This is a genomic window from Paenibacillus sp. JJ1722, from assembly GCF_048282685.1.
GTDB classification, from domain to species: Bacteria; Bacillota; Bacilli; order Paenibacillales; family Paenibacillaceae; genus Paenibacillus; species Paenibacillus polymyxa_B.
Genome location: NZ_CP182500.1, coordinates 2,798,078 through 2,821,032 on the forward strand (window position 1 = coordinate 2,798,078; position 22,955 = coordinate 2,821,032).

Consider the following 22,955-nt stretch of genomic DNA (forward strand, 5'->3'; position numbering starts at 1 on the left):
TTTAGAAAAAATACATTTTAAGGGGATATAACATTGTCGGAAACAGAAAAGAAAGATTCATTGCAAGTGTTAAGAAGGAAAAAAAGATTGAAAGGGATTATAGGTATTCTTGTCTTGATCATTATAGCGGGAATTGGAAGTTTTGTTTATATGAAAAAGGGGCAGGAAAAGCCCGTGGAGAGTCCTGCGAACCAGATCGTACAGGTACAGAAAACAAACATGACCGAGTCGCTTAAAGTGACTGGGACCGTTCAGGCTTCCAAGGAAGTAAATATTAATTTTACAAATGTCGAGGGTGCCAAGCTTATCGCTGTCAATATCAAAGCAGGAGATAGTGTCAAAGCAGGTCAGGTTCTAGCACGATTAGATGATTCGGATGCCAGGCTGCAAATTAAGGATGCCGAATCCAATGTCGCGATTGCAAGGGCCAAGCTGGAGGAAGCCAAGCGCGGACCCAAAACCAATGATATCGAGCTCCAGAAAACCAATGTCTTAAAGGCACAAATGGCGATTAAAACAGCCAAGAACGATATGGAGTTAGAGGAAGCCGCTGCACAAAAGGTGGCAGTCAAGGTGACTTTGGATAAGGCCCAGAAGGATTATGATGACCAGGCTTATCTGGTTCAGAATGATGCGGCAGCAGAAAGTGACCTGGCGACAGCCAAGCAAAATCTGGATAAGGCAAAACTGGATATGAGCAATGCGGAGCTGCAGTACAAGAAGGCACAGACCAAACAGACTGAGGCAATTGAGGAGGCAGAAATGGGCTTTAAAACAGCTTTAATACAATTAAAGGCTGCACAGTCCCCGCCTGAAGCTTCCAACATCCAATCTGCACAGGCTTCTTTACAGCAGGCTGAAACGGCATTAGAGCAGAAGAAAAGTGTCCTGAGCAAATTACAGGTTACGGCACCGTGGGACGGGATCATTTTGAAGGTCAACGGCGATGTGGGTACTAGTCCTACTGCACCTTTTATTGTAATGAATAACTCCAATACAGGCGTTATGAAGGTTCTTGCCAAGGTTAACGAAAGTGATATTGCTAAATTGAAGACCGGACTTAAGGCTACAATGCACTCGAATTCATTCCCGGACAAACAATTTAAAGGCGAAGTACGCTTTGTTTCTCCAGAGCCGGTTACCGAATCTAATGTGACTACATACAAAATTGAATTGTCTTTGGATAGCCAAAAAATAAGGCTGCAACCAGGGATGAACATGGATGTATCACTCCTCTTGGCTGAACGTAAAGATGCGCTGTCTGTTCCATTGTTTGCACTGAGATCTGAAGGTGGAGTGGACGGAGTATATGTAGCGAAGAACCCAGCAAACCCTGCAGATTATGAATTCAGACCTGTGAAGCTGGGTGTTTATACAGCGGATCAGGCCGAAATCAAGTCCGGTGTCAAGGAAGGCGAGACCATTGTTATTCCGCCTCAGGGCGGTGCTGGTTCGAATGGCAGTCAAGAGGGCCAGGACCCTGATGGGGGTCAGGCACAATGAACGAAGTTCAATTAAATAAAAACGTTATTGAAATTAAAGCATTAAAAAAAATATATGAGGTAGGCGGACAGGAGATTCAGGCTCTACGTGGTGTGAATTTATCTATTAGCGAAGGTGAGTTTGTTGCCATAATGGGTCCCTCTGGTTCGGGTAAGTCCACCATGATGAATGTCATTGGTTGCCTCGATCATCCTGATACCGGGAAGTATTATCTGGATGGGTATTCCATATTGGATGCTCGTGAGAATGAGCTTTCCGAGATTCGAAATCAGAAACTGGGTTTTGTGTTTCAAAAATTCTATCTACTTTCCCGAACTACAGCATTAGCAAATGTAGAGCTACCTATGATGTATGCAGGTATACCTGCCAAGGAACGCCGGGAACGAGCCGTGGAGGCGCTTCGAAGTGTAGGCCTTGCAGAACGGATGTACAACAAACCTAACGAGCTTTCTGGCGGTCAGCAGCAACGTGTCTCTATTGCGCGTGCGTTGGTGAATAATCCTGTTATTTTGCTGGCGGATGAGCCTACGGGGGCACTGGATACGAAGACGAGCGTCGAGATTATGGAGCTATTTCAGGGTTTGAATGAGCAGGGGAAAACCATCGTCTTGGTTACTCATGAGCTGGAAATCGCTGAATATGCCAAGCGGTTGATCAGCTTTCGGGATGGGGATATTGAGCGAGATGAATGCATTACCAATAGAAGAATTTCATCAAGGATGGCGAGCCTATGAATTTGATGGAAACGATCCGTGTATCAATTAATAGTTTAACGACCAATAAGCTGCGCTCCTTTTTAACGATCCTCGGTATTATTATCGGGGTGGCAGCGGTTATTGCCATTATGGCGATCGGAAACGGCTCTACAGCCCGCATAAAAGCAGAAATTAATAAATTAGGGAATAACGTATTGATGGTTGCTCCAGCTATGACAATGGTCGATGGTGAAATAGATTTGGACAACACGCCCTCGTTTACTTGGGCTGATGTCGAGGCGTTGGAACAAAAGAATTCTATAGATGCATTGATGCCAAATATATCGAGCAATTCAAAAGCTGCGTGGGGGCGATATAACTATAACGCTACTATTGTAGGGACTTCCACTTCATTCTATAAGGTCAAAAAGTTTTCCTTTGCTGAGGGCAGAACATTTACCAACGATGAGATGGATAAACGCATGAATGTCGCCATTCTTGAAAGCCAAGCGGTTCAACGTCTTTTTGGTGGAGATACCCAAAATGTATTGGGACGAACGTTTCAAATTAAACAGATTCCTTTCAAGGTGATCGGAGTATTGAATACTCAGCCAGTTACGAACTTAAGCTATAGTACTAATGAACAAATTTACATCCCTGCTACAACCATGATGAACCGTCTGGGTGAGAAAAACATTACGGGATTGGACGTGTCTGCCAAGTCACCAGCTTTGATGGATCAGGCTCGTCTAGACATATTGGAAAGCTTGCGTGTGACGCATCAGCTAAAACCCTCGGAACCGGATCAATTTCAAATTATGAGTCAGTCAGAGGCAGCAGGTGCAGCTTCCGGTGTAGATAATATCATGACCAGCTTACTGGGTGGTGTAGCCGCGATATCGCTCGTGGTAGGGGGAATCGGAATTATGAATATTATGATGGTTTCGGTTATAGAGCGTACAAGAGAAATCGGTATTCGGAAAGCCATTGGTGCCAAGCCGAGAGATATTATGATTCAATTTCTATCTGAAGCGGTCATCTTTGGTCTGTTAGGAGGTACAATCGGGGTTGTAACAGGCATAGGAGCGTCCAAAATAATCGAAGCAACGACACATATGACCATTGAATTTACGATCTCGCCTATTATATATTCGTTTCTTAGCTCTGCGGGCACAGGCATCCTATTTGGAGTATACCCGGCTTATAAAGCAGCAAGTTTAAAGCCTATAGATGCATTGAGATACGAATAATTTCAATTGGCACATGGTCGCAAAATGAAACGTAAACAGCTTCTAGATTTTTGGAGGAACATATACTAATGGAAAAAAGCTATACGCATAATAGAACCAGAGCTCATCGGATGAAGAGAAATAGAAGAAGACTACTGTTTATTATTATCATTTGTATTGTTCTAATTATTTTAAAACTCTTTGATATCTTTAGTAGTAAACAACAGCCGGTATTAAATAACGAATCCAAAGGGAGCGAATCACCTCTAAAAAATGTTTCGGGTGTTGAAGATGCAGCATTTGTTGAAAAATACTTGAATCAGCAAATGCAAGGACATCGGCCTGAGGGGATAGACGGTAAAAAAGTAGTCTATTTATCTTTTGATGATGGCCCATCGGTCACCGTAACGCCTAAGATATTGGATGTTCTTAAAGAAGAAAATGTGAAAGCAACGTTTTTTGTGGTAGGAAAGGCAGTAGAAGAAAATGAAGTGGCTAAAAAAATAACAAAAAGAGTAGTTAAAGAAGGACATGCTATCGGAAATCATACCTACTCACATGACTACAGTTATTTATATCCTAATCAAACTGTGAATTCGAGCATTTTTATGAAGGATATTGAAAAAACAAATCAAGTTTTAAAGCAAATATTGGGGCAGAATTTCTCCACAAGAGTAATTCGTTTTCCAGGTGGCCATATGACATGGCAGAGAAATGATCCCAATGGTATGGAAGTGCTGGACAAAGCTCTACATGATAAGGATTACCATCAGATTGACTGGAATGTGTTACCTAAAGATGCAGAAGGTGCACCTAAGAATGCTGAACAATTAATTCGCGAATTCATAAGGAACATGGGGACTAGAGAAAAAGCAGTTGTACTCATGCATGACACTTATGGGAAAGAAGAAACTGCCAAAGCCTTGCCTGAAATCATAACATATTTAAAAAAGCAGGGATATGAATTTAAGACTATAAAGTGACTTACCGATTCCAATCAAAACAGAAGGGACAAGCAGTAATATGGATATTAAAGATGTGGAGGATCAATATTTATCTTGCAAATCAGATCTCTTTGGCTATCTATTAAGGATATTGCATAACAAACAGGATGCCGAAGATTTGTTGCATGAGTGCTTTATTCGGTTTATAAGAGCTTCACCTGACTTGCCTCAAGATCGTATTCGGTTTTACCTTTTGAGAATTGCCAAAAATTTAGCTATAGATTTAATCAGAAAACGAAAAAAGATGGATGAATACAACTTACGCAAGGAACTGCTTTATTATCACTGGGATATCCTCGATTTTGAAATTCAGGAGGAGGTCAATCGAATTCTTTTGATGGCAAGTAATACCGAGCAAAGGACGGTACTTGAATTGCGTTTAGTCCGAGGATACTCCATAAAAGAAACGGCTAGAATCTTAAACAAGAGTGAAAATTCAGTAAAGTCTTCGCTGCACAGAGCTTCAAAACGCATTAAATTAAGATATATTTCCTGAACTGATTTGGACGACAGCAGACAATCTTTTATTCAGCAAATCGAAAGTACTAAATCTAAGAAAAAGAATAATTTCCGAAAGAGGAGTAGACATAGAGTCTGCTCCTCTTTCGTTCGATACAGAGATAAAGCAATAAGATCGATATTTTCCACCATAATAGATAATAAATATCCCCTTTTTTTGGATTGTTTCTATTTATAATGAAAACGCACCCATAACAATCAAAGGAGCTGATTTGTTTTGACACGTAACAAACGCTTAAGAAGATTGTCCACCGCCATGTTAACGGTGCCTATGCTCACGATGTTCGCTTCAGGTGCAATGGCAGAGCAGGAAATGAACGGACATAAGCCTCCGGTTTCTACTGGAAGCGGCGTATTTTATGAAATTTATATCAATTCTTTTTATGATTCGAATGGAGACGGACACGGTGATTTGAAAGGAATCACACAAAAACTTGATTACTTAAACGATGGCAAACCCCATTCGGGTAAGGATTTGCAGGTCAGCGGCCTCTGGCTTATGCCCCTTAATCCATCTCCAAGCTACCATAAATATGATGTAACTGATTACTATCAGGTGGACCCGCAGTATGGGAGTCTAAATGATTTCCGCACCTTGATGAAAGAAGCGGACCGAAAGGGCGTCAAGGTGATCATGGACCTTGTTATCAATCATTCGAGCAGCGAGCACCCATGGTTTAAGGAGGCCAGTGCCAACCCACAAAGCAAATACCACGACTATTACGTATGGGCGGATGAGAACACAGATCTGGAAGAAAAGGGCTCGTGGGGTCAGCAGGTATGGCATAAGAACCCGAATGGCGAAGGGTATTTCTACAGTACATTCTGGTCGGGCATGCCGGATCTGAACTTTGACAATCCCGAAGTCCGCAAAGAAATGATCAAAGTCGGCAAGTATTGGCTGCAGCAGGGTGCAGACGGGTTCCGGCTTGACGCGGCGATGCATATTTTTAGAGGACAGACGAAGGATGGTGCGGATAAGAACATCGCATGGTGGAATGAATTCCGTTCCGAGATGGAGAAGGTAAATCCAAATGTATATCTGGCAGGAGAGGTATGGGACAAACCGGAGACCATAGCTCCTTATTACGGACCGCTCCATTCCCTGTTTAATTTTGACCTGGGTGGAACGATTTTGAACTCCGTGAAAAACGGCCGAGATCAGGGTATCGCGGCATTCGCCGAGAAAACGCTGCAACTGTACAAATCGTATAATAAGGCGGCACTCGATGCTCCGTTCCTGAGCAATCATGACCAGACCCGTGTCATAAGCGAAGTGGGCGGAGATGTGCGAAAAGCCAAGCTGGCTGCTTCCATTCTTTTGACGCTTCCGGGTCAGCCGTTCCTCTATTATGGGGAAGAAATCGGCATGAAGGGAGAGAAGCCTGATGAGTATCTTCGTGAGCCTATGCGCTGGTACAAGGGAGATGGCCCTGGTCAAACGACGTGGGAGAAACCCAAATACAACACAGGCGAGGTATCAGTGGAAGCGCAGCTGAGGGACGATGATTCCCTGCTGGAAAGCTATCGCACACTCATCCGTCTGAGGGAAGAACATGAAGCTTTACGCAGCGACAGTCTGCAACCTATACAAGCAGGTTCTGCCAGCGTGACCGCATTTAAACGTACTTCAGGCAAAGAAACACTATATGTATATCATAACCTGTCTGGAGAGCCGGTTACCCTGCAGATGAAAGATTTCGATAAGGGTAAATGGAAAGTGGTCTTCTCCACCTCAAAGAATGTAAAGGTGAAGAAAGGAACAGTTACAATTCCGGCTTACAGTTCTCTAATTACCGAAGAAGACAGAAAGAGCTGAATATACGGCAAAATTACTGTTCAGATGAAGCAGGATATATATCGATGAATCCAGTTTGGGGTGTTAACAGCACCCCATTTTTCTATATAAGTTTTGCTGCATACGAATAGAGGATTTAAAACCGTCAGGAGATCAGTTATATGTCAAAAAGACAGTTTTTACGAGGTTGTGTGTTGAACCGGGAAATTACTCGTTTCAACTAGACCACTTCGATGTAAAGCACGCCCCTTAGAGTACACACAGGGAAGGATAAATACATTCTCCAGTGTATATTCCAAGGGGCATTGTTTAGTACCCTCAATCATAGTAAAGATCGGACGATTCCATATGATTATAAAGGGGGTATGCCTTCCGGTACATTTCGGCTCTTGCTCTTAGCAAGCAACTTCTCATCGAACGGCAGATTCTCTTTGATCGCCCACAGGTCGTCATAGCTGAGAATCCAGCGATCGGCTCTGGACAGATCCTGCCGGCCGGAGCCGGGGTTGTGGAAGCCGATGCAGTGCATTCCTGCGCTTTTGGCTGCCTGGACACCGTTCTGTGAATCCTCAATAACGATGCAATGGGCCGGTGCAATGCCTAGCTGTTCGGCGGCGTATAAGAAAATGTCCGGTGCCGGCTTACCCTGCAATACCTCTTCACCGGTGATTCGAATGTCGAAGTAACGGCCAAGTCCTGTCTTTTCCATAATGAGATCAATTAGCGCTCGTGGAGAGGAAGAGGCTACCGCGACCGGAATCCCTTTCTCTTGCAGCCAGTCCAGCCACCGTTCCAGTCCGTCGATCGCCACAAGGCCCTCGTGTGCAATCATCGTCTGCATCACATTTTTTCGGTGATAGGTCAGGGCCTCTTCCACCGTATTGGTGAGCTGATGTCTGTCCAGTACCTGACGCCACATAGATTCGAGTGTCACTCCAACATAGGTATGGTGCTCTTCTTCCGTCATGGACGCACCGAAATGGGCAAAGGAGCTGCGTTCAACTTCAAAATAAATCGGTTCGCTGTCTACCAACACCCCGTCCATGTCGAAGATGACCGCTTTGACTGGAACGGACGCTGATGGGTCTCCTGTGCATTCATGATTCGTCGGTGTAACATGATGAATGCTCGTCATGTCCATTCTCCCCCTTGTTAGTAGCTAAATTTAGTTGCCCGAGCCATTCGATTGCAGCACAATCTTGATCGCCTGAGACGAAGGCTGAAGTGTCCGCTCGCTGATATTGCATCCAAGTGTCTTAAAGGCTTCATGGTAGTCATCAAGCGGATACGAGTGGGTAATGATTTTTTTGGCGGGAATGATCTGCTGCTCAATCAGGTAATGCGCCGTGGAGAACGTGCCCAGAGAATCAATCGAGCCGATGATTTTAAGGCTACGGTCAACGACCTCTTTCGGATTAAACGAGCTTATCCCATCTCTCAGCCCCACCAGCATCAAATACCCGCCGCTCGCAAGCTGGCTTAATACCTCAGTGCCGACCACTCCTGTGGTATCCACAATCATGTCCACCTGATTCTTTAACGGAGCTAGCTCATGAATGGCCGACTCCAGTGTGGCGTGCGCGGACCATCGCTCAGGGGCAATGGAATCCGCTATGGCGAGCCGCTCCTCCGAGATGTCAACGAGGCAACCAGTTACACCTTTCGAAGCAAGAGCATAGCTGTACAGAATCCCGATCGGACCTGCGCCTAGAATAACGGTTGTGAAGTTCGGCAGCAGGTTAATCTGGTTGATCCCGGTTAGCATACAGCTCAGCGGTTCGGTCAGCGTCGCTTCTTCGTAGCTGATATGATCCTTCAGCTTGTACAAAAAACGGTCCTCAGTCACATAATAATCGGTGAACGTACCGTCGGCGCTGACTCCGGTCTCTGTTACGGCTTTATGTGTGCAATGATTCTGTCTTCCTGTCCGGCACATTTCGCATTGACCGCAGTAATATGTTGGATCAATCACCACACGGTCCCCAGGCTGCAGTGAACTGACGGCTGATCCTACAGCGATCACATCCCCCGCTGATTCGTGGCCTAAGATCGTGGACGGCACGGCATGATATTTGCCACTGATGATGCCTAAATCCGTACCGCATACGCCTGTCGCCCGGATCCGGACGAGTACATCGTTATCTTTTTTAATCTCCGGGACAGGTCTTTCCTCAAGTGCGACATCCCAAGCTGATTTGTATACCAGTGCAAGCATAAATAGTCCTCCTTTTGCCTGTTAGGCAGATGGTTAGTGTAGGGTGGTCAGAACAGTGTCAAGCCGCTTAACAATTTCGACAATCTCATCTTCCGTAGCCGTGAGGGAAGGTCTCACTTTGACCACATTGCCATAACCGTAACGGGAGCCTCTGAGAATTAGCTGCTGTTCGGCAAAAGCGCGGTCGATAATCGCATTGCTCTTAACTGCATCTGGGGCATTATCCTCGTCGACAATTTCCAGTCCCCACATCAATCCGACGCCGCGAGCCTCACCGATGATGCAATCGTGCTTGTCGGCCATCTCCGTCAGCAGGGTTCCGAGCAGGCTTCCTTTGGACCGAACGGCTTCCAGAAAACCGGGCTCAGATACAACCTCCAGCGTGGCTTTGGCTGCCGTAACCGAGATTAGATTGCTGCCTGAGGTGAAGGAGTGCTCGTGCTTCTCCAGGACATTAAGCCGAGACTGCATTAATACCGCTGCTACCGGTACACCAATGCCGCCGAGACCCTTGGCGAGAGTAATGATATCTGGCTGGATATCCAACAACTCACTTGCGAACATGTAGCCTGTCCGCCCAATCCCGGTCTGCACCTCATCAGCGATCAGGATCAGCCCATACTCGTTGCACAGCTGACGGAGCCGCTTAAAATATCCTGCAGGTGGGATGATATTGCCTCCGTTGCCCAAGATGGGTTCAATAATCATGCAGGCCACAGAGCCTGAGCTTGCATACTCAATGGCATCCGATATGGCTTCGACGCATTGATAACCACACTTGTCAGGCGAAGAATTAAACGGGCAGCGATAGCAGTAGGGAGCAGGTACATGCAGGGAATTTGCTGCAGCCGAGTTGGGAAATTTCCTCCGCCGGAAGGCGTTGCCGGATATGCCTGTTGCGAACTGGGTCTGCCCATGATGGGATAAATACAGGCTGATTATATCGAGCGCTCCTGTATATTTCTGGGCTAGCTTCACAGCGCATTCGTTCGCCGTGGAGCCGGTAATATCTCTCATCCATCCCGCGTCGATGCCGTTCGGCGTATACTGGATCAGATGATCCAGGACTTCCTCGACGTAAGGCTCGGTAAAGGATGAGGACATGTGGGCAAGATTGGCGACTTGTTCCTGTACCTTGGTGACGACATGAGGGTGATTATAACCGAGCGATAGATTGAAGGTGCCAGACACGCCATCCAAATATTCCTTACCGGAATCGTCAATCAGAGTAATGCCTTTTCCGTATCTGAAGCGTTCTTTGGTTAAGGTATGCACGATGTTTCCCTCCATATCAGAATATACATTCTCATTAAGTACATTCTTTAAAAAGTGTACTGCCCTGCTACAACATAACGCGGCGGGCCTCACCTCCCTCAAGAATAAAGAATCTCATCCTTCCTTGCCCTGATGGACAAGGGAGTCAACTACCCGTCTGCTCCTGCCATTCCACAGATGCGAGAGAATGACTGCCAGCAGTAAAATTAGGCTGAAAGCCGCCAAAATCCAAAGGGTAGTCGTCACCGACCATTCGCTCATGCTCCAGCCTGTTACATATTGAAGAACTGCTCCGCCAATTCCGCCTGACGCAATCAGAATGCTGGTCGTTCTCTCGGTCATTCCCGGAATCAGCAGGTTCGCATAGACGAGGGCAATACAGAAGAGACCGGACATGAATAACCCTGCACCAAAAATCAGAAGGTATGTAGCCCACTGACTGGATACAAACGCCATTGCAACCAGAAAGCAGAAAGTTCCGATTCCGCTCCACAGTAGGAAAGGAATATATCCTGCTGACTCAGCAATCTTCCCTGAGAACATGCGGCCGATGATCATCGCAATCCAGAGTATGCTAACACCCAACGAGGCTACGGATTCCCGAATCTGCAGGGTCTCGATCAGAATAGAGGGCAGGAAGTTCATGAGCCCCAGTTCAAGCCCCATGTAAACAAAGAAGAATACAATGAATATTCCCAGTAACACACGGTGCTGTACCGAGTACCGGGCTTGTTCGACCGATCGCTCAGAGGTTTGGAGATCTGCTTGGGTAAGGTGGGAAGAGGAGGAAGCAGGCATGGTAATCCAGAACAGTCCCAGAATAAACGTCAGAAGGGAGATGGTGTAGAAGGTCAGATACCACATTCCAAGCCAGATATACAGGCTTACCACTGCGGGAATGAGCAGTGCACCAAGTGCAAAATAGACATCCAGCTTGGACATGGCTACGGCTTTCTGCTCTTCGGTGAACTCAATCGTGAACGCTCCGATGGACGACTCAATGATGCCTGAGCCGAAGCCAACCCAGATGGTCATCACGATAACCCAGGTCCATGAGGGGAGTACACCCAAGAAGGCATACCCTGCCACGATACTAACCAGAGCAATGGACAGCATAGACTTGCGACCGATGTGTAGAGCCATGAAGGGGGAGAACAGAACGCCGACAAGAAATCCGAAAAACTGAAGGAACAACAATAATCCGCCATCGCTGTACCCCCGTCCATAGTAAGGCAGTAGAACCGGCAGTAATGCTCCAAGCACCACACTAGTAATGCCGATTAGCAGATAGAAAGCACAACTTAAAGCGAATAGTCTCTTCAAGGTCCGTCCCTCCATAAGTCTATATTTTTTATATGGATTCTGTTGCTTTACTAGATTATACCTTTTTATTGGAAATGTATATATCTCTTTATATAAAAAATGTAAAAATAATCGTTCGACAATTTTACACGTATTTGCTTAATCTAGTTAAGGCGAAACTTGGTTATCTGAAGAAACTGCAAGCGGAAGGGAGAAATAAGATCAGCCCAAATTGTTTTCGGGCGCCAAACCGCTCATAATTGAGGCATAACTTTGTGTTTGCAAAATTAGGTTAGTAAGGATACCTAACAGTGGTTTTACTTAATACAACTATGATTGATAGGGTAGGAAAAAGAATGTTAAACGCTTACAATTCAAAAGGGAGAGGGAATTTTATTCGAAAGTTGAGAAGGAGAAAAATGAAGAGGAGAAGAAGGAATGCAGTGCAGCATAATTATCAATAGTCATGTGTACGGCTTTTTTGAACTTTACAACAAAAGGAGTCTACCAAAATGAATTTTTATTTGGAAATCCCGGAGCTTGACCGACATTTTCCTTTCCGGAGCTTTATTAATAAAGGTGACGTGCTTTGCTATCCTCATTGGCATAAAGAAATTGAAATTATTTATGTGACTCAGGGAACCTTGGATCTGGGAATTAACGATATTTCGATACGGATGAAAAAAGGTGAAGTTCAGTTTATAAATGGGGGTGATGTTCATTATTTTTTGGCTTCTCCCGACAGCGAACGGGTGGTTATTCAATTTGATCTGAGCTTTTTTCAAGAGGTTTCCACATTAAGTGATCAGAAACGCCCTCTTAGATATATATTTACGGAGATGGAGCAATCAAGCTGGAACTGGCCAGAAGAAACAGCAGCTAAAATGCTTCCTCTGATTCAAAGCATTTATGATGAGAACGTCAACCACCACGAAGGTCATGCTTATATGATCAAAGCCAAGCTGTTTGAGATGTTGACTCTTATTATGCGTGAAGTGCCGAGAAGCATGACGCCAAGGCTTTCTGAAATCTCTGAAAGAACCTTAACACAATCAAAGGACACCCTTTATAAACTGGAACGTATTTTTGAGTATGTGGAATGCCATTATCATGAAACCATCTCGCTGAAGAATGTCGCTGATTATATGGGTTTCAGTCCCTATTATTTCGCCAGACTGTTTAAGAAGAATACGGGGATGACCTTTGTAGCATTTTTGAATGATTACAGACTGAATAAGGCAAAATGGATTTTGTTGAATGAAAACAATCCGATCACTGAGGTCGCAGAGGCAGCAGGATTCAGTAGTGTAAAGACGTTTCATCATCTCTTTAAGGAAGCGACAGGAACATCACCATTGAAATACCGCAGGACAATATTCGGGAATAATACAGCAAGAAATGAGGAGGAAAGCTTTTCATGAGATTTGTATGATAGAGCTATCCGACGAAGTGAAGGGAGAGTTACGAGGACATTAAAATTTATGGATCCATGAGCAACCGCTTGATATGCGGTAGGCTTAAATCAGAAGTGGAGGAAGATGAAAATGGGCAATCGTATATACAATGTAGTCATTATCGGTTATGGAGGCATGGGAAGCTACCATGTTCAATTGATCGAATCTAATCAGCAACTTGCCGTTGGCGGTGTATATGATATTGTTGATTACCGAATGGAACTGGCTGCGGCTGCTGGCTATAAAACCTACGCTAGCCTGGATGCTGTTCTGGCAGATCAGGCCGTGGATATTGTTTTGATAGCAACACCTAATGATGTTCATAAGGAAATCGCGATCCAGGCGCTACAAGCTGGAAAACATGTCATTTGCGAAAAACCAGTTACGATAACGAGCGCGGATTTCTTGGATATTGTTGAGGTGGCGAAGAAAGAAAATCGTGTGTTTACGGTACATCAAAACCGTCGATGGGATGAAGACTTCCGAATTATAAAAGATATAATTGGCAATAAGACCGTAGGCGAGCTTTTCCAGCTGGAATCGCGAGTTCAGGGGGCTAATGGGATTCCAGGTGACTGGCGGCAACTAAAGGCGTATGGAGGAGGAATGCTGCTGGATTGGGGAGTACATCTATTGGACCAGCTGCTTCAGATTACGGACAGCAAAATAGAAAGCGTAGCTGCTACCCTAAGCTATATTTTGGGGACTGAAGTGGATGACGGCTTTACCAGCTTTATTGAGTTCAAGGACGGCCTGAAAGCAGTCATTGAAGTGGGTACAACCAATTACGTAAAGCTGCCGCGCTGGTATATTAAAGGAACCGAAGGAACCGCAGTGATTAGGGATTGGGATTTGAGCGGAGAGATCGTCACCCGAAATCCAGATGTCGCTCACGTGGAACCCAAGCCGATTCAAGCAGGTCAAGGATTGACGAAAACGATGGCGCCGCCATCTGAGGAATCCACCCTTAAGTTCCCGATTGAGAAAATACCTGCTGCTGCAGAAAGCTTTTATGAAAATTTTGTCTCCACCATCGAAGGAAAAGCGGAGATTGCAATCAAAAGCGAAGAAGTACACCGTGTATTGGTGCTGATTGAGACGATTTTTGAGGCGGGGGCAACCAAAAGCGTGATTCGAAGAACTATTTAGATCTGCTGCTTTATTTTCGATCCGTCATAAGAGAGATATATAGGAGCCTGGAGAGAACCAAACAGATTTATTTAATGAAATTTTGGGATGCATTTAAGTAATCAGAAACCTTTGAAATGGTGAGCAAAATAATTTTGCCCACCATAAAACACAAGCGGGTATCGCTCCACAACCGAATTCTATTGCTTGATCATTTTTAAGTTGCTGAGATTTCGAATAGGTTTAATTTACACGTAAAAAGAAAAAGATGTTTTTACATAAAATCCGCTATTTCCTCCTTATAAATCAACATATTCCACTCTAAATTCTTCCATAAAAACATAAAATAATCCATGAAAGTGCTAGCATAATCATTTGTATGAGAAAGAGGAAGGGAGAGATCGTTTATTGTACTGTGCGACCAGAAGAATATAGATGAAGGGACGTAGAGAATGAGGAGTTATAAACGAAGATCTTGGAAACGCTTATTTTTACTCATGATCACGGGGATACTTGTATTAACATCAGTAAGTGTTGTTACGCCGATCAATGCTGATGAATCGCCTAAAAACGTTACAAGTACATCAGTAAAACTTTCATGGAAAGCCTCCGAAAACATCTCTAATGGTAGTAGAGTATCAGATTATGATCTCTATCGCAACGGTTCTCTCATCAAGCAAAATATCTCCGATGCAACATATGCCAATCTGCCGAAGAACCTTGATTTTACAGCCCTTCCAGACAACCAAGCGATAGTTTACTATTTTAAGAAAAGCCGTGGCTGGAGCGATGTAAATATCCACTATGCTCCCGATGGTTCATCCTGGACATCCCCGCCGGGTATCAGCATGAATGAAAACGCTTGCTTGGATTGGGCCAAAAAAACTATTGATCTTGGCTCCAAAACATCGATGAAAGCAGCATTTAACAACGGCTCTGTCTGGGATAATAATAAAGGCGCTGATTATCATTTAGCTGCTGGTTTAAGTACTATCAAAGACGGCATCGTCACAACAACCGGAGCTAAGAATCCGTGTAACCCTCCGGTTATTGATTTAGAAGCACCTTCTATACCTCAATTATTGATAGCCAATGCCGATGGACTACGAATCCAATTAGAATGGGATCCTTCTGTTGATAATGTTGGTGGAAGTGGAATCGGCGGGTATGAGATCACTCGCACAGGAGGAACTAAAGGCAAAAAGGTCTATACGACGCCCCGTGCTACCTTCCAAGATTCATTATTGGAAGCGAAAACGACATATACGTATACAGTTAAGGCATACGATAAAGCAGAACCAGCCAACAAATCGGAAAGTAGTATTGAGGTAAGTGCAACAACAGGAACTTCATCACCTCCTGCTTCAAAGGGAAGCCCGATCGGAACAGATATGCGTGAAGATTCAATTTACTTTGTGATGACTGCCAGATTCTATGATGGGGACCCTTCGAACAACCGAGGTGGTGCGAATCATGTTTCAAGCGGCAATGCAGTCAACAGTGATCCAATGTTTAGGGGCGATTTTCAAGGGTTAATCAATAAACTGGATTATATCAAGGCTCTTGGCTTCTCAGCGATTTGGATTACACCGGTTGTATTGAATCGATCTGACTATGACTTTCACGGCTATCATGGTTACGATTTTTTTCGAGTGGATCCCAGGTTAGAGTCACCAGGTGCAACATACCAGGATTTGATTAATGCTGCACACGACAAAGATATTAAAATTATACAGGATGTTGTGTACAATCACTCTAGCCGCTGGGGTGCAAAAGGTCTATTCACGCCAAAAGTATTCGGTATTCGAGATAATCAGTGGACCTGGTACTATGACGAACCTCAAGAAGGAATCGAGTACGATGGCCTTCAGCAGAATGACGCGGGCAAGCCGTATAACGGTGACCTATGGTCAACGAAGGAACCGGAGGGCAACACCTGCCGGAATTGGGGAATCCCAATGAACTCAAAAACCTACAATTGCCAATGGCCCAACCCCACCTCTGGCATGTTTCCTTCACAGTACTATCACAGTTGCTGGATCGGCAATTGGGAAGGGGAAGATTCACGGAGTTGTTGGCTGCATGAGGATCTGGCTGACTTTAATACAGAGTCGAAGCCTGTCCAAGATTATTTAATTGAAGCGTACAATCGATTTATAGATATGGGTGTAGACGGGTTTAGGATAGACACCGCTGTGCACATTCCACGCGTTACCTGGAACCGTCATTTTCTTCCTGCAGCGCAGGAGCGGGCGATTGAGAAGTTTGGTGAAAAAGGACGTAATTTCTATATGTTCGGTGAAGTAGGTGCTTTCGTTAACGATAAATGGAACCGAGGTTCTGTGAATCATTCGGCTCAATTCTTCACTTGGAAGGAACGCAAAGAGTATAGCACCAATGATGAAGTAGCTGCGTTGGAACAATATCAACACGAAAATAATCTTGGTACAGCCAATCAGCCTTTATCCGATAATGCATTCCTCAAAGGGAATTTGTATCATGAACCGGACCATTCGCAATCCTCCGGGATGAATGTAATTGATATGAGGATGCATATGAATTTTAGTGATGCGAATAACGCATTTTGGAATGGCAAGGATTCGGATGACAGTTATAACGATGCGACCTATAACGTAGTGTATGTAGATAGCCATGATTATGGACCTAACAAATCATCTACCCGGTATACGGGGGGCACGGCTGCATGGGCTGAGAATATGAGTTTAATGTGGACTTTCCGTGGAATTCCAACATTGTATTACGGCTCAGAAATCGAATTTCAGGCAGGCAAGCCAATCGACTGTGGTCCAACATGTCCATTAGCAACCACAGGACGTGCTTACTATGGAAATCATATTGAAGGTACAGTAGTAGCCTCCGATTTCGGACAGGTAGCTTCTGCTTCAGGTTCGGTTGCTCAAACCCTGCAGCACCCACTTGTAAAGCACATTCAGCGACTGAATCAAATTCGAAGAAGTATTCCTGCCTTGCAAAAAGGACAGTATTCTACAAAAGATGTAAGCGGACAAATGGCGTACAAGCGACGTTATACGGATACATCAAAAGGCATAGACAGTTATGCTTTAGTTACTGTTAGTGAATCAGCTGTTTTTCGGAATATTCCTAACGGCACTTATAAAGATGCTATTACCGGAGACGTCAAAGAGGTCACGAATGGGACGCTCAATCTGGCAGTTTCGGGCAAAGGAAACTTAAGGGTATATGTACTTGATCTCCCGGGTAATCCTGCTCCCGGTAAGATCGGTGAAACCGGGCCTTTCTTGAAGCCTTAATTTTTAAATATAAGAAGCATGGAGGGAATGACATTCCTAGGAGTGTCGGTGGTTTGAGGTTTTAAAAACACACTCATAAACATATGGGTGTGTTTTTTTTGGTGTTAAAGTAGCACAGATAACAAGAAGATGTAACATTTGCCGCAGCTTAGTACGTTAATGTAGACACCTTAACGTACTTAAGAGTATTCTTATGTGTACTTAAGAGGGACCCCATTGCAACCAAAACTAATGAATATGTAAGTATATAAAGGAGGCCCATATGTATGAAGTCTCATACCTCTGACCGTATTAATATCCCGCCAGGATTGTGGGCAGGATTATGTCAATTAGGGTTTGGCGCTCACGACGTCGCTCGCAAAGCACGATTGCCGATCACCATTGTTACTGAACCAGTAGTCACCACCGCCCAATATTTCGCCATCTGGCAGGCATATTCTGATCTCATTGGTGACACTGCCCAAGGAATCATCAAGCTTGCGACCGTCTTTGATACAGCGAAGTACCCACCGACCGTCTTAGCGACTTACCACGCTCGGGACTACCGCGACGCTCTAAACCGAATGGCTCGGTACAAACAACTGTGTCCCCCTGAAAGCCTACATATCACTGAGGAGGGCGAGCACTGCACAATTGATCTGGAATGGCTGTCTCCCGAGCAATCTGGTCCGCCGATGCTGGTTGGTATCACGCTGGCTTGTCTTCTGGAGATTGGACGCCGGGGCACAGGTCAACCTTTGACCGCGCAGCTTGTTGAATTTTCGCACTCCATGGGCGATGTACAGGCGCTTGAAGCTTACTTCGGCTGTCGTATCCGGATTGGTGCAAAACGTAACCGATTGACGCTGCATCGAAGAGATCTGGACCGCCCCTTTGTCTCGTACAACGAAGAGTTGCTGGAAATCCTGACTCCTGTTCTGGACCGATCGTTGGATGAACAGCAGCGCAACCGCTCAATTACCGAGATGGTCAAATGGATCATGAAACGTAGCCTTACAGGAGGGCGCCCCGACATTCAGGCTGTGGCGAAGGAGCTCGGTATGAGCGATCGTACCTTGCAGCGCCGGCTTACTGACGAAAACACGAGCTTCAAGCTTCTGTTGACACAAGCTAGACATGAGCAGGCACGAAAGTACTTGGTAGACCCCTCGCTTGATATTAAAGAGGTGGCATTCTTGATTGGATATGAAGACCAGAACTCGTTTTACCGCGCCTTCCGCCTATGGGAGGGTGATACACCTTCAAATTGGCGGACTGAACATCTAGGTACAAACTCGATATCAGGAGCACGCTAGGACTGCCGACTATTCATTGATTCAATTCCTAATGAGTTTTGTCATTTGGCGTGTTAAACAAGAACTTTGGCGCATTATACTAGTTACTGGACAATCCAGACAAGATAATATAATCACTATCCGGAGCACAAGACTGTTTTAAAAAGGAGAAGTGTATTATGGATATGGGATTAAACCATAAAACAGCTTTAGTTACAGGATCAACGAAAGGTATAGGTAAAGCAATTGCCATTGAACTAGCCAAAGAAGGTGTTAATGTACTAATTAATGGACGAAATTATGAAGAGGTAGAACGAACTGTAAATGAAATTAAGTCAGATTTCCCAGCTACCTCTCCTCAAAATGCCACAGCCGATATTGTGGATATTGGACAAAGAGATGCTTTATTCGAAAAATACCCCAATATTGATATTTTAGTTAACAATACGGGTATTTATGAAATTATGCAATATGAGGACGTAGACGATGAAGTATGGGAAAAATACTTCCGCACTAACGTTCTTGCTGCAAATGGATTATCAAAATTTTATTTACCTAAAATGTTGAAAAATGATTATGGCCGCATTATTTTTATTGCGAGTGAAGAAGCAATTATGCCTTCAGGACAAATGCCTCAGTATTGTATGACAAAATCTATGTTGTTATCATTGTCAAAAAGCTTATCTAAATTAACAATAGGAACAGAAGTTACAGTCAATACGATCATGCCAGGACCAACACTCTCGGAGAATGTGCACCAAATCATTGAGAGTATGTATCCTCATGAAGATATGACTTTTTTAGAAAAAGAGAAGGATTTTATGGTTACCAACCTGCCTCAATCTGAAATACAGCGATTTATCAAGCCTATTGAAATAGGTAGACTAGCTACATTTGTATGTAGTCCTTATGCATCTGCATTTAAAGGTTCTCCAATCCGTATGGATGGGGGAATGGTACCGACTATTTTTTAGCGCTTGTGGAGAAGCTTGCTGAAATTAGCGCTGACATTGCGGAACATTATGATAAGATGAAGTCAAACATTACTCGAGGGTAGGATGAGGATCATGAACCATTTTGCTATGTATGGAAAGTTGACGGCACGTCCAGGGCAAAGGGACGCTCTTGCAGACATCTTGCTAGAAGCGGCCGATCTGTTGAAGTCGAATAATGACTGCTATTTGTATATAGTCAATGTGTCAGACGACGACCCGAATGCGGTGTATGTGACCGAACTGTGGAAAGATGCAGATGCCCATGCAGCCAGTCTTAAGAACGAAGAGGTACTGGCGTCGATACAACGCGGCCGACCGTTGATTATCGGAGCGGAGCCCATTAAACTTCGTGCTCTAGGGGGAAAAGGCCTGTAGGGTCATGATGCAATTGCTGCTACCACAGCAACCGATCACTCGGTTGCTTTTAAGCTAACCGGCAGGATAGTTCTAATGAAACGCTTTTGTAACAAGTGAAAAGTTGGCAGATAAAATTGGCCCTGGTATAATAAAGGTAATTCACTAAGGAGAGATTTTTTTGTCTGGAGCTGTTCTTTACTAATCCAATTCCATAAAAAGAGGTTTTCATGCACCTACTATTCGTCTGCCCAATTTTTGTATTACGGGTGGGATTTGAAAGCTTCGGAATTAGTTAAGAACAACGGATATTACCAGATCCTTAGGGATACCTGTTATAATGAGTCCAATCCGTGCTGGTTCAGCGCGGATTTTTTTTATGGCTCAAATAGCAGGTGATATGAGGGTAGGAATGACGTATGTTCATTCCTGCCCTTTTCTAATTTTTAGCAAAGGGGGATAGAAGGGAATTACTCCAATTTGGTCAAATACATCCAGACTTCTTGAATGAAAGATTCAATCTAAGTAAATAGAAAGGTGGACAATACATGAAACTTCAAACGAATCGGCTCATATTAAAAACACTTGATCTTAATTTAATCGAAGCAGCAGCCCGACGTGATATAGGTGCTATTGAAGCTTTGGGTTATAAAACCAGTGATGAATGGCCGGGTCCTGATTTCTTTGAAGCTTTACCTTATTTTCGAGAACTTTTGATAAAAAATAATGGCACTAGAGGTTTTGACTCTTGGATCATTGTGGAGAAGGATACCCAAGAAATTGTTGGAGGGATTGGTTTTTTAGGAGACCCTGATCAGAACGGTATGATTGAGATCGGTTTTGCAACGAATGAAAGCCATCGCCGCAAAGGCTATTGCTATGAAGCCGCTCAAAAATTAATAGAGTGGTCCTTAAATCATGAAGAGGTCCAAATCGTAACGGCAAGATGCGTACCTGACAATATCAGCTCTAAGAATTTGTTATTGAAGTTAGGATTTCAAATTGATCACAAAGATGAAGAATTGCTTTATTGGAAATATCAAATGAAGAAAGTAGGAGGGGGTCAGCAGAAATGATCCGTCGAGATCTAGATGACGTAGATTTCATAAGAGCAAATTTAATGGGGCCTAGTTCGATTATCATGCTCGAGGAGCTATCGAAAAATTTGCCTTTGCAGAAAGGAATGCGAGTGCTGGATTTGGGCTGTGGGACCGGACTTACTTCTATCTATCTGGCGCAAAAGTTTGGCATAACCGTGTTTGCTGTCGATTTATAGATTAGTGCAACTGAAAACTATAGAAGATTCAGAGAGTTTGGTTTGGAAAGCCAAATTATCCCCATCCATGCAGATGCCTGCCACTTGCCTTTTGCGGAACAATACTTTGATGCAGTTATAAGCGTAGATGCGTATCAATATTTTGGAGCGAATGAGCAGTACTTAGATGACCATCTTACGCCGCTAGTTAAAGAAGGAGGTAAATTGGCTATAGCGATGTCAGGGGTAAAGATGGAGTTTGATGGGGATATACCCGTGGAACTGCAGCCGTTCTTGTCACTTAGTGAGGTTGATAATCAGTGGCATACATGCGATTGGTGGCGGAAATTATGGGAACCGTCGCCAAATATTTACGTTGAATCGGTAAGAGAAATGAAATGCTTCTCGAAAGCTTGGTATGAATGGCTTCAGTGCAACAACGATTATGCACGTGCTAATTAAAAACGATAGTTCAACGCTATCAAAAACAGCCGAGCGCTCGGCTGTTTTTTTAACTAGTGGGCAGATTACATGAAGTGGTTAATCGATGCCAGGGTCGAACTTACAGGCTTAGGTCGGAAGAGTAATACAGGAGAAATTGGCCCATGAAGGCCTCCACAAGCTTTCTCAATTCCCGACGGGCTACCCGAATATGGAGAGGCTTTAGAACTTGTATCCATAGCATTTTTTAAACACAGATTGTCGATATTCCAAAATACTGTTTAACAGTACTTTTTTTCTCTCTGATATCATCATTTTTTTTTGAAATGCCGATATAAAATTGAGTCTTGAGAACTATTTTATACATAAATTTTACCTAAAGGAAGTGTGAAGAGATGTTGAAAAAGAAATGGCTTATCACCCCGTTGGTTGCGACGACACTGTTTTTCGGTCAATCTGCATTCGCGGCAAACACGTTTTCAGATGTGGAAGGAACAAAATATGAATGGGCTGCCGAATCGATTCGTTCCATGGTCGACAAGGGCGTTGTCAAGGGCTATGCAGATGGGACCTTCAAGCCAAGCAAAACTATAACGAAAGCGGAATTTGTACATATGTTTCATAAGCTTTTTCCAGAAATCGATCATTCTTCCGGCAAATCTTCCGACTTTGTGGATGCGCGTAAACACTGGGCGAATAAAGATTTTGCAGCAATATTCAACGGGGACTATGTTTGGCCGTATGCTGAAAGTGTTGGGGGGAAATATCCAAACTATCTTTTCTATGTCAAGCCTGACAAACCATTGACCCGCTGGGATGTGATGATGATTGCCTCTCTTCGGACGGATTATACCAATCAGACGCTTCATCCTGAGATTGAGGAAGTGATTTCCGCAGCTGCGCAGTACAAGGATATGAAAGTTCGTCAGGCCAATTACAATGACAATTTCTCGGCCTACTATCCGGTGCTGTACATCGACAAGACTGGAGAAGAGTACTCCTATGATGGCGATTCCCAGGATCAAAAGGCAGAAGCATTCTACACCCTAACCAAGATGGGGGTCCTTACCGCTAATGAAGGATACCTTCGCCCCAAAGCGCAAGTCACACGGGCTGAAGCTGTTACCCTTTTACAGCGTTTGTACGAAGCCACAACGAAGTCAGTGGAGGATCGACAGTAGCCGCTTGCACATTGTAGCTATTAAGGAAACTGCATAAGGA

The 22,955-nt window shown here is 44.2% G+C and carries 20 protein-coding genes; 16 read left to right on the plus strand and 4 right to left on the minus strand.

Annotated features, from left to right (window positions below):
- Positions 1–33: 33 nt before the first annotated feature.
- The 6 genes from ACM1ND_RS12515 (at position 34) to ACM1ND_RS12540 (ending at position 6,769) form a co-directional block, all read left to right on the plus strand.
- Positions 34–1,503, plus strand: coding sequence for an efflux RND transporter periplasmic adaptor subunit (locus tag ACM1ND_RS12515; RefSeq protein ID WP_418027840.1), 1,470 nt, complete (start codon positions 34–36; stop codon positions 1,501–1,503).
- On the plus strand, positions 1,500–2,237 hold the full coding sequence (locus ACM1ND_RS12520) for an ABC transporter ATP-binding protein (protein ID WP_076265399.1): 738 nt from the start codon (positions 1,500–1,502) through the stop codon (positions 2,235–2,237). The genes ACM1ND_RS12515 and ACM1ND_RS12520 overlap by 4 nt, the downstream gene beginning before the upstream one ends.
- Positions 2,234–3,448 carry an ABC transporter permease gene (locus tag ACM1ND_RS12525; protein WP_028541307.1) on the plus strand — a complete coding sequence of 405 codons (1,215 nt, stop codon included), beginning with the start codon at positions 2,234–2,236 and terminating at the stop codon, positions 3,446–3,448. The genes ACM1ND_RS12520 and ACM1ND_RS12525 overlap by 4 nt, the downstream gene beginning before the upstream one ends.
- A gap of 68 nt (positions 3,449–3,516) precedes the next feature.
- Positions 3,517–4,410, plus strand: coding sequence for a polysaccharide deacetylase family protein (locus ACM1ND_RS12530; protein WP_028541306.1), 894 nt, complete (start codon positions 3,517–3,519; stop codon positions 4,408–4,410).
- Between the two features lie 40 nt (positions 4,411–4,450).
- Complete coding sequence (locus tag ACM1ND_RS12535) at positions 4,451–4,927, plus strand: RNA polymerase sigma factor (protein WP_023988580.1); 477 nt, start codon at positions 4,451–4,453, stop codon at positions 4,925–4,927.
- Between the two features lie 240 nt (positions 4,928–5,167).
- Positions 5,168–6,769, plus strand: coding sequence for an alpha-amylase family glycosyl hydrolase (locus ACM1ND_RS12540; protein WP_023988581.1), 1,602 nt, complete (start codon positions 5,168–5,170; stop codon positions 6,767–6,769).
- Between the two features lie 331 nt (positions 6,770–7,100).
- Here ACM1ND_RS12540 and ACM1ND_RS12545 read toward each other — a convergent pair whose 3' ends face one another.
- The 4 genes from ACM1ND_RS12545 to ACM1ND_RS12560 form a co-directional block, all read right to left on the minus strand.
- A complete protein-coding gene (locus ACM1ND_RS12545) occupies positions 7,101–7,883 on the minus strand; it encodes an HAD family hydrolase (protein ID WP_023988582.1) in 783 nt (260 codons plus the stop codon).
- A gap of 30 nt (positions 7,884–7,913) precedes the next feature.
- The gene (gene gutB1, locus ACM1ND_RS12550; protein ID WP_028541304.1) at positions 7,914–8,963 is read right to left on the minus strand and encodes a 2-amino-2-deoxy-D-mannitol dehydrogenase GutB1; all 1,050 of its coding nucleotides are present in this window, start codon (positions 8,961–8,963) and stop codon (positions 7,914–7,916) included.
- 33 nt (positions 8,964–8,996) lie between these two features.
- Positions 8,997–10,238 carry an aspartate aminotransferase family protein gene (locus ACM1ND_RS12555; protein WP_023988584.1) on the minus strand — a complete coding sequence of 414 codons (1,242 nt, stop codon included), beginning with the start codon at positions 10,236–10,238 and terminating at the stop codon, positions 8,997–8,999.
- Positions 10,239–10,352: 114 nt separating this feature from the next.
- Positions 10,353–11,561 carry an MFS transporter gene (locus ACM1ND_RS12560; protein ID WP_023988585.1) on the minus strand — a complete coding sequence of 403 codons (1,209 nt, stop codon included), beginning with the start codon at positions 11,559–11,561 and terminating at the stop codon, positions 10,353–10,355.
- A gap of 491 nt (positions 11,562–12,052) precedes the next feature.
- On the opposite strand from ACM1ND_RS12560, the gene ACM1ND_RS12565 reads away from it, so the two are divergent.
- The 10 genes from ACM1ND_RS12565 to ACM1ND_RS12610 all read left to right on the plus strand — a co-directional run bounded on the left by ACM1ND_RS12565 (position 12,053) and on the right by ACM1ND_RS12610 (position 22,915).
- Positions 12,053–12,961, plus strand: a complete 909-nt coding sequence (locus ACM1ND_RS12565; RefSeq protein ID WP_023988586.1) for an AraC family transcriptional regulator — start codon at positions 12,053–12,055, stop codon at positions 12,959–12,961.
- Positions 12,962–13,078: 117 nt separating this feature from the next.
- Complete coding sequence (locus ACM1ND_RS12570) at positions 13,079–14,143, plus strand: Gfo/Idh/MocA family protein (protein WP_023988587.1); 1,065 nt, start codon at positions 13,079–13,081, stop codon at positions 14,141–14,143.
- Between the two features lie 431 nt (positions 14,144–14,574).
- Positions 14,575–17,415, plus strand: a complete 2,841-nt coding sequence (locus tag ACM1ND_RS12575; RefSeq protein WP_418027844.1) for an alpha-amylase family glycosyl hydrolase — start codon at positions 14,575–14,577, stop codon at positions 17,413–17,415.
- 266 nt (positions 17,416–17,681) lie between these two features.
- Positions 17,682–18,710: a helix-turn-helix transcriptional regulator gene (locus ACM1ND_RS12580; RefSeq protein ID WP_053325430.1), complete on the plus strand. Its 1,029-nt coding sequence runs from the start codon at positions 17,682–17,684 to the stop codon at positions 18,708–18,710.
- A gap of 158 nt (positions 18,711–18,868) precedes the next feature.
- Positions 18,869–19,663, plus strand: coding sequence for an SDR family NAD(P)-dependent oxidoreductase (locus ACM1ND_RS12585; protein ID WP_068938430.1), 795 nt, complete (start codon positions 18,869–18,871; stop codon positions 19,661–19,663).
- A 93-nt stretch (positions 19,664–19,756) separates the two neighbouring features.
- Positions 19,757–20,059 (plus strand): putative quinol monooxygenase, encoded by a 303-nt coding sequence (locus ACM1ND_RS12590; protein ID WP_028541298.1) that lies wholly within the window; start codon positions 19,757–19,759, stop codon positions 20,057–20,059.
- Positions 20,060–20,586: 527 nt separating this feature from the next.
- On the plus strand, positions 20,587–21,114 hold the full coding sequence (locus ACM1ND_RS12595; RefSeq protein ID WP_028541297.1) for a GNAT family N-acetyltransferase: 528 nt from the start codon (positions 20,587–20,589) through the stop codon (positions 21,112–21,114).
- Positions 21,111–21,314 carry an SAM-dependent methyltransferase gene (locus tag ACM1ND_RS12600; protein ID WP_231517168.1) on the plus strand — a complete coding sequence of 68 codons (204 nt, stop codon included), beginning with the start codon at positions 21,111–21,113 and terminating at the stop codon, positions 21,312–21,314. The genes ACM1ND_RS12595 and ACM1ND_RS12600 overlap by 4 nt, the downstream gene beginning before the upstream one ends.
- A 42-nt stretch (positions 21,315–21,356) precedes the next feature.
- On the plus strand, positions 21,357–21,755 hold the full coding sequence (locus ACM1ND_RS12605) for a class I SAM-dependent methyltransferase (RefSeq protein ID WP_341058575.1): 399 nt from the start codon (positions 21,357–21,359) through the stop codon (positions 21,753–21,755).
- Between the two features lie 374 nt (positions 21,756–22,129).
- A complete protein-coding gene (locus ACM1ND_RS12610) occupies positions 22,130–22,915 on the plus strand; it encodes an S-layer homology domain-containing protein (protein ID WP_071558749.1) in 786 nt (261 codons plus the stop codon).
- The last annotated feature ends 40 nt before the right edge of the window (positions 22,916–22,955 follow it).

Excerpts from the sequence above, each read along its gene's own strand:
- ACM1ND_RS12595 (WP_028541297.1), top strand. The coding sequence starts at position 20,587 with ATGAAACTTCAAACGAATCGGCTCATATTAAAAACACTTGATCTTAAT.
- ACM1ND_RS12525 (WP_028541307.1), top strand. The coding sequence starts at position 2,234 with ATGAATTTGATGGAAACGATCCGTGTATCAATTAATAGTTTAACGACC.
- ACM1ND_RS12575 (WP_418027844.1), top strand. The coding sequence starts at position 14,575 with ATGAGGAGTTATAAACGAAGATCTTGGAAACGCTTATTTTTACTCATG.
- ACM1ND_RS12585 (WP_068938430.1), top strand. The coding sequence starts at position 18,869 with ATGGATATGGGATTAAACCATAAAACAGCTTTAGTTACAGGATCAACG.
- gutB1 (WP_028541304.1), bottom strand. The coding sequence starts at position 8,963 with ATGCTTGCACTGGTATACAAATCAGCTTGGGATGTCGCACTTGAGGAA.
- ACM1ND_RS12580 (WP_053325430.1), top strand. The coding sequence starts at position 17,682 with ATGAAGTCTCATACCTCTGACCGTATTAATATCCCGCCAGGATTGTGG.
- ACM1ND_RS12600 (WP_231517168.1), top strand. The coding sequence starts at position 21,111 with ATGATCCGTCGAGATCTAGATGACGTAGATTTCATAAGAGCAAATTTA.
- ACM1ND_RS12590 (WP_028541298.1), top strand. The coding sequence starts at position 19,757 with ATGAACCATTTTGCTATGTATGGAAAGTTGACGGCACGTCCAGGGCAA.
- ACM1ND_RS12545 (WP_023988582.1), bottom strand. The coding sequence starts at position 7,883 with ATGACGAGCATTCATCATGTTACACCGACGAATCATGAATGCACAGGA.
- ACM1ND_RS12520 (WP_076265399.1), top strand. The coding sequence starts at position 1,500 with ATGAACGAAGTTCAATTAAATAAAAACGTTATTGAAATTAAAGCATTA.
- ACM1ND_RS12565 (WP_023988586.1), top strand. The coding sequence starts at position 12,053 with ATGAATTTTTATTTGGAAATCCCGGAGCTTGACCGACATTTTCCTTTC.
- ACM1ND_RS12535 (WP_023988580.1), top strand. The coding sequence starts at position 4,451 with ATGGATATTAAAGATGTGGAGGATCAATATTTATCTTGCAAATCAGAT.
- ACM1ND_RS12530 (WP_028541306.1), top strand. The coding sequence starts at position 3,517 with ATGGAAAAAAGCTATACGCATAATAGAACCAGAGCTCATCGGATGAAG.
- ACM1ND_RS12570 (WP_023988587.1), top strand. The coding sequence starts at position 13,079 with ATGAAAATGGGCAATCGTATATACAATGTAGTCATTATCGGTTATGGA.
- ACM1ND_RS12610 (WP_071558749.1), top strand. The coding sequence starts at position 22,130 with ATGTTGAAAAAGAAATGGCTTATCACCCCGTTGGTTGCGACGACACTG.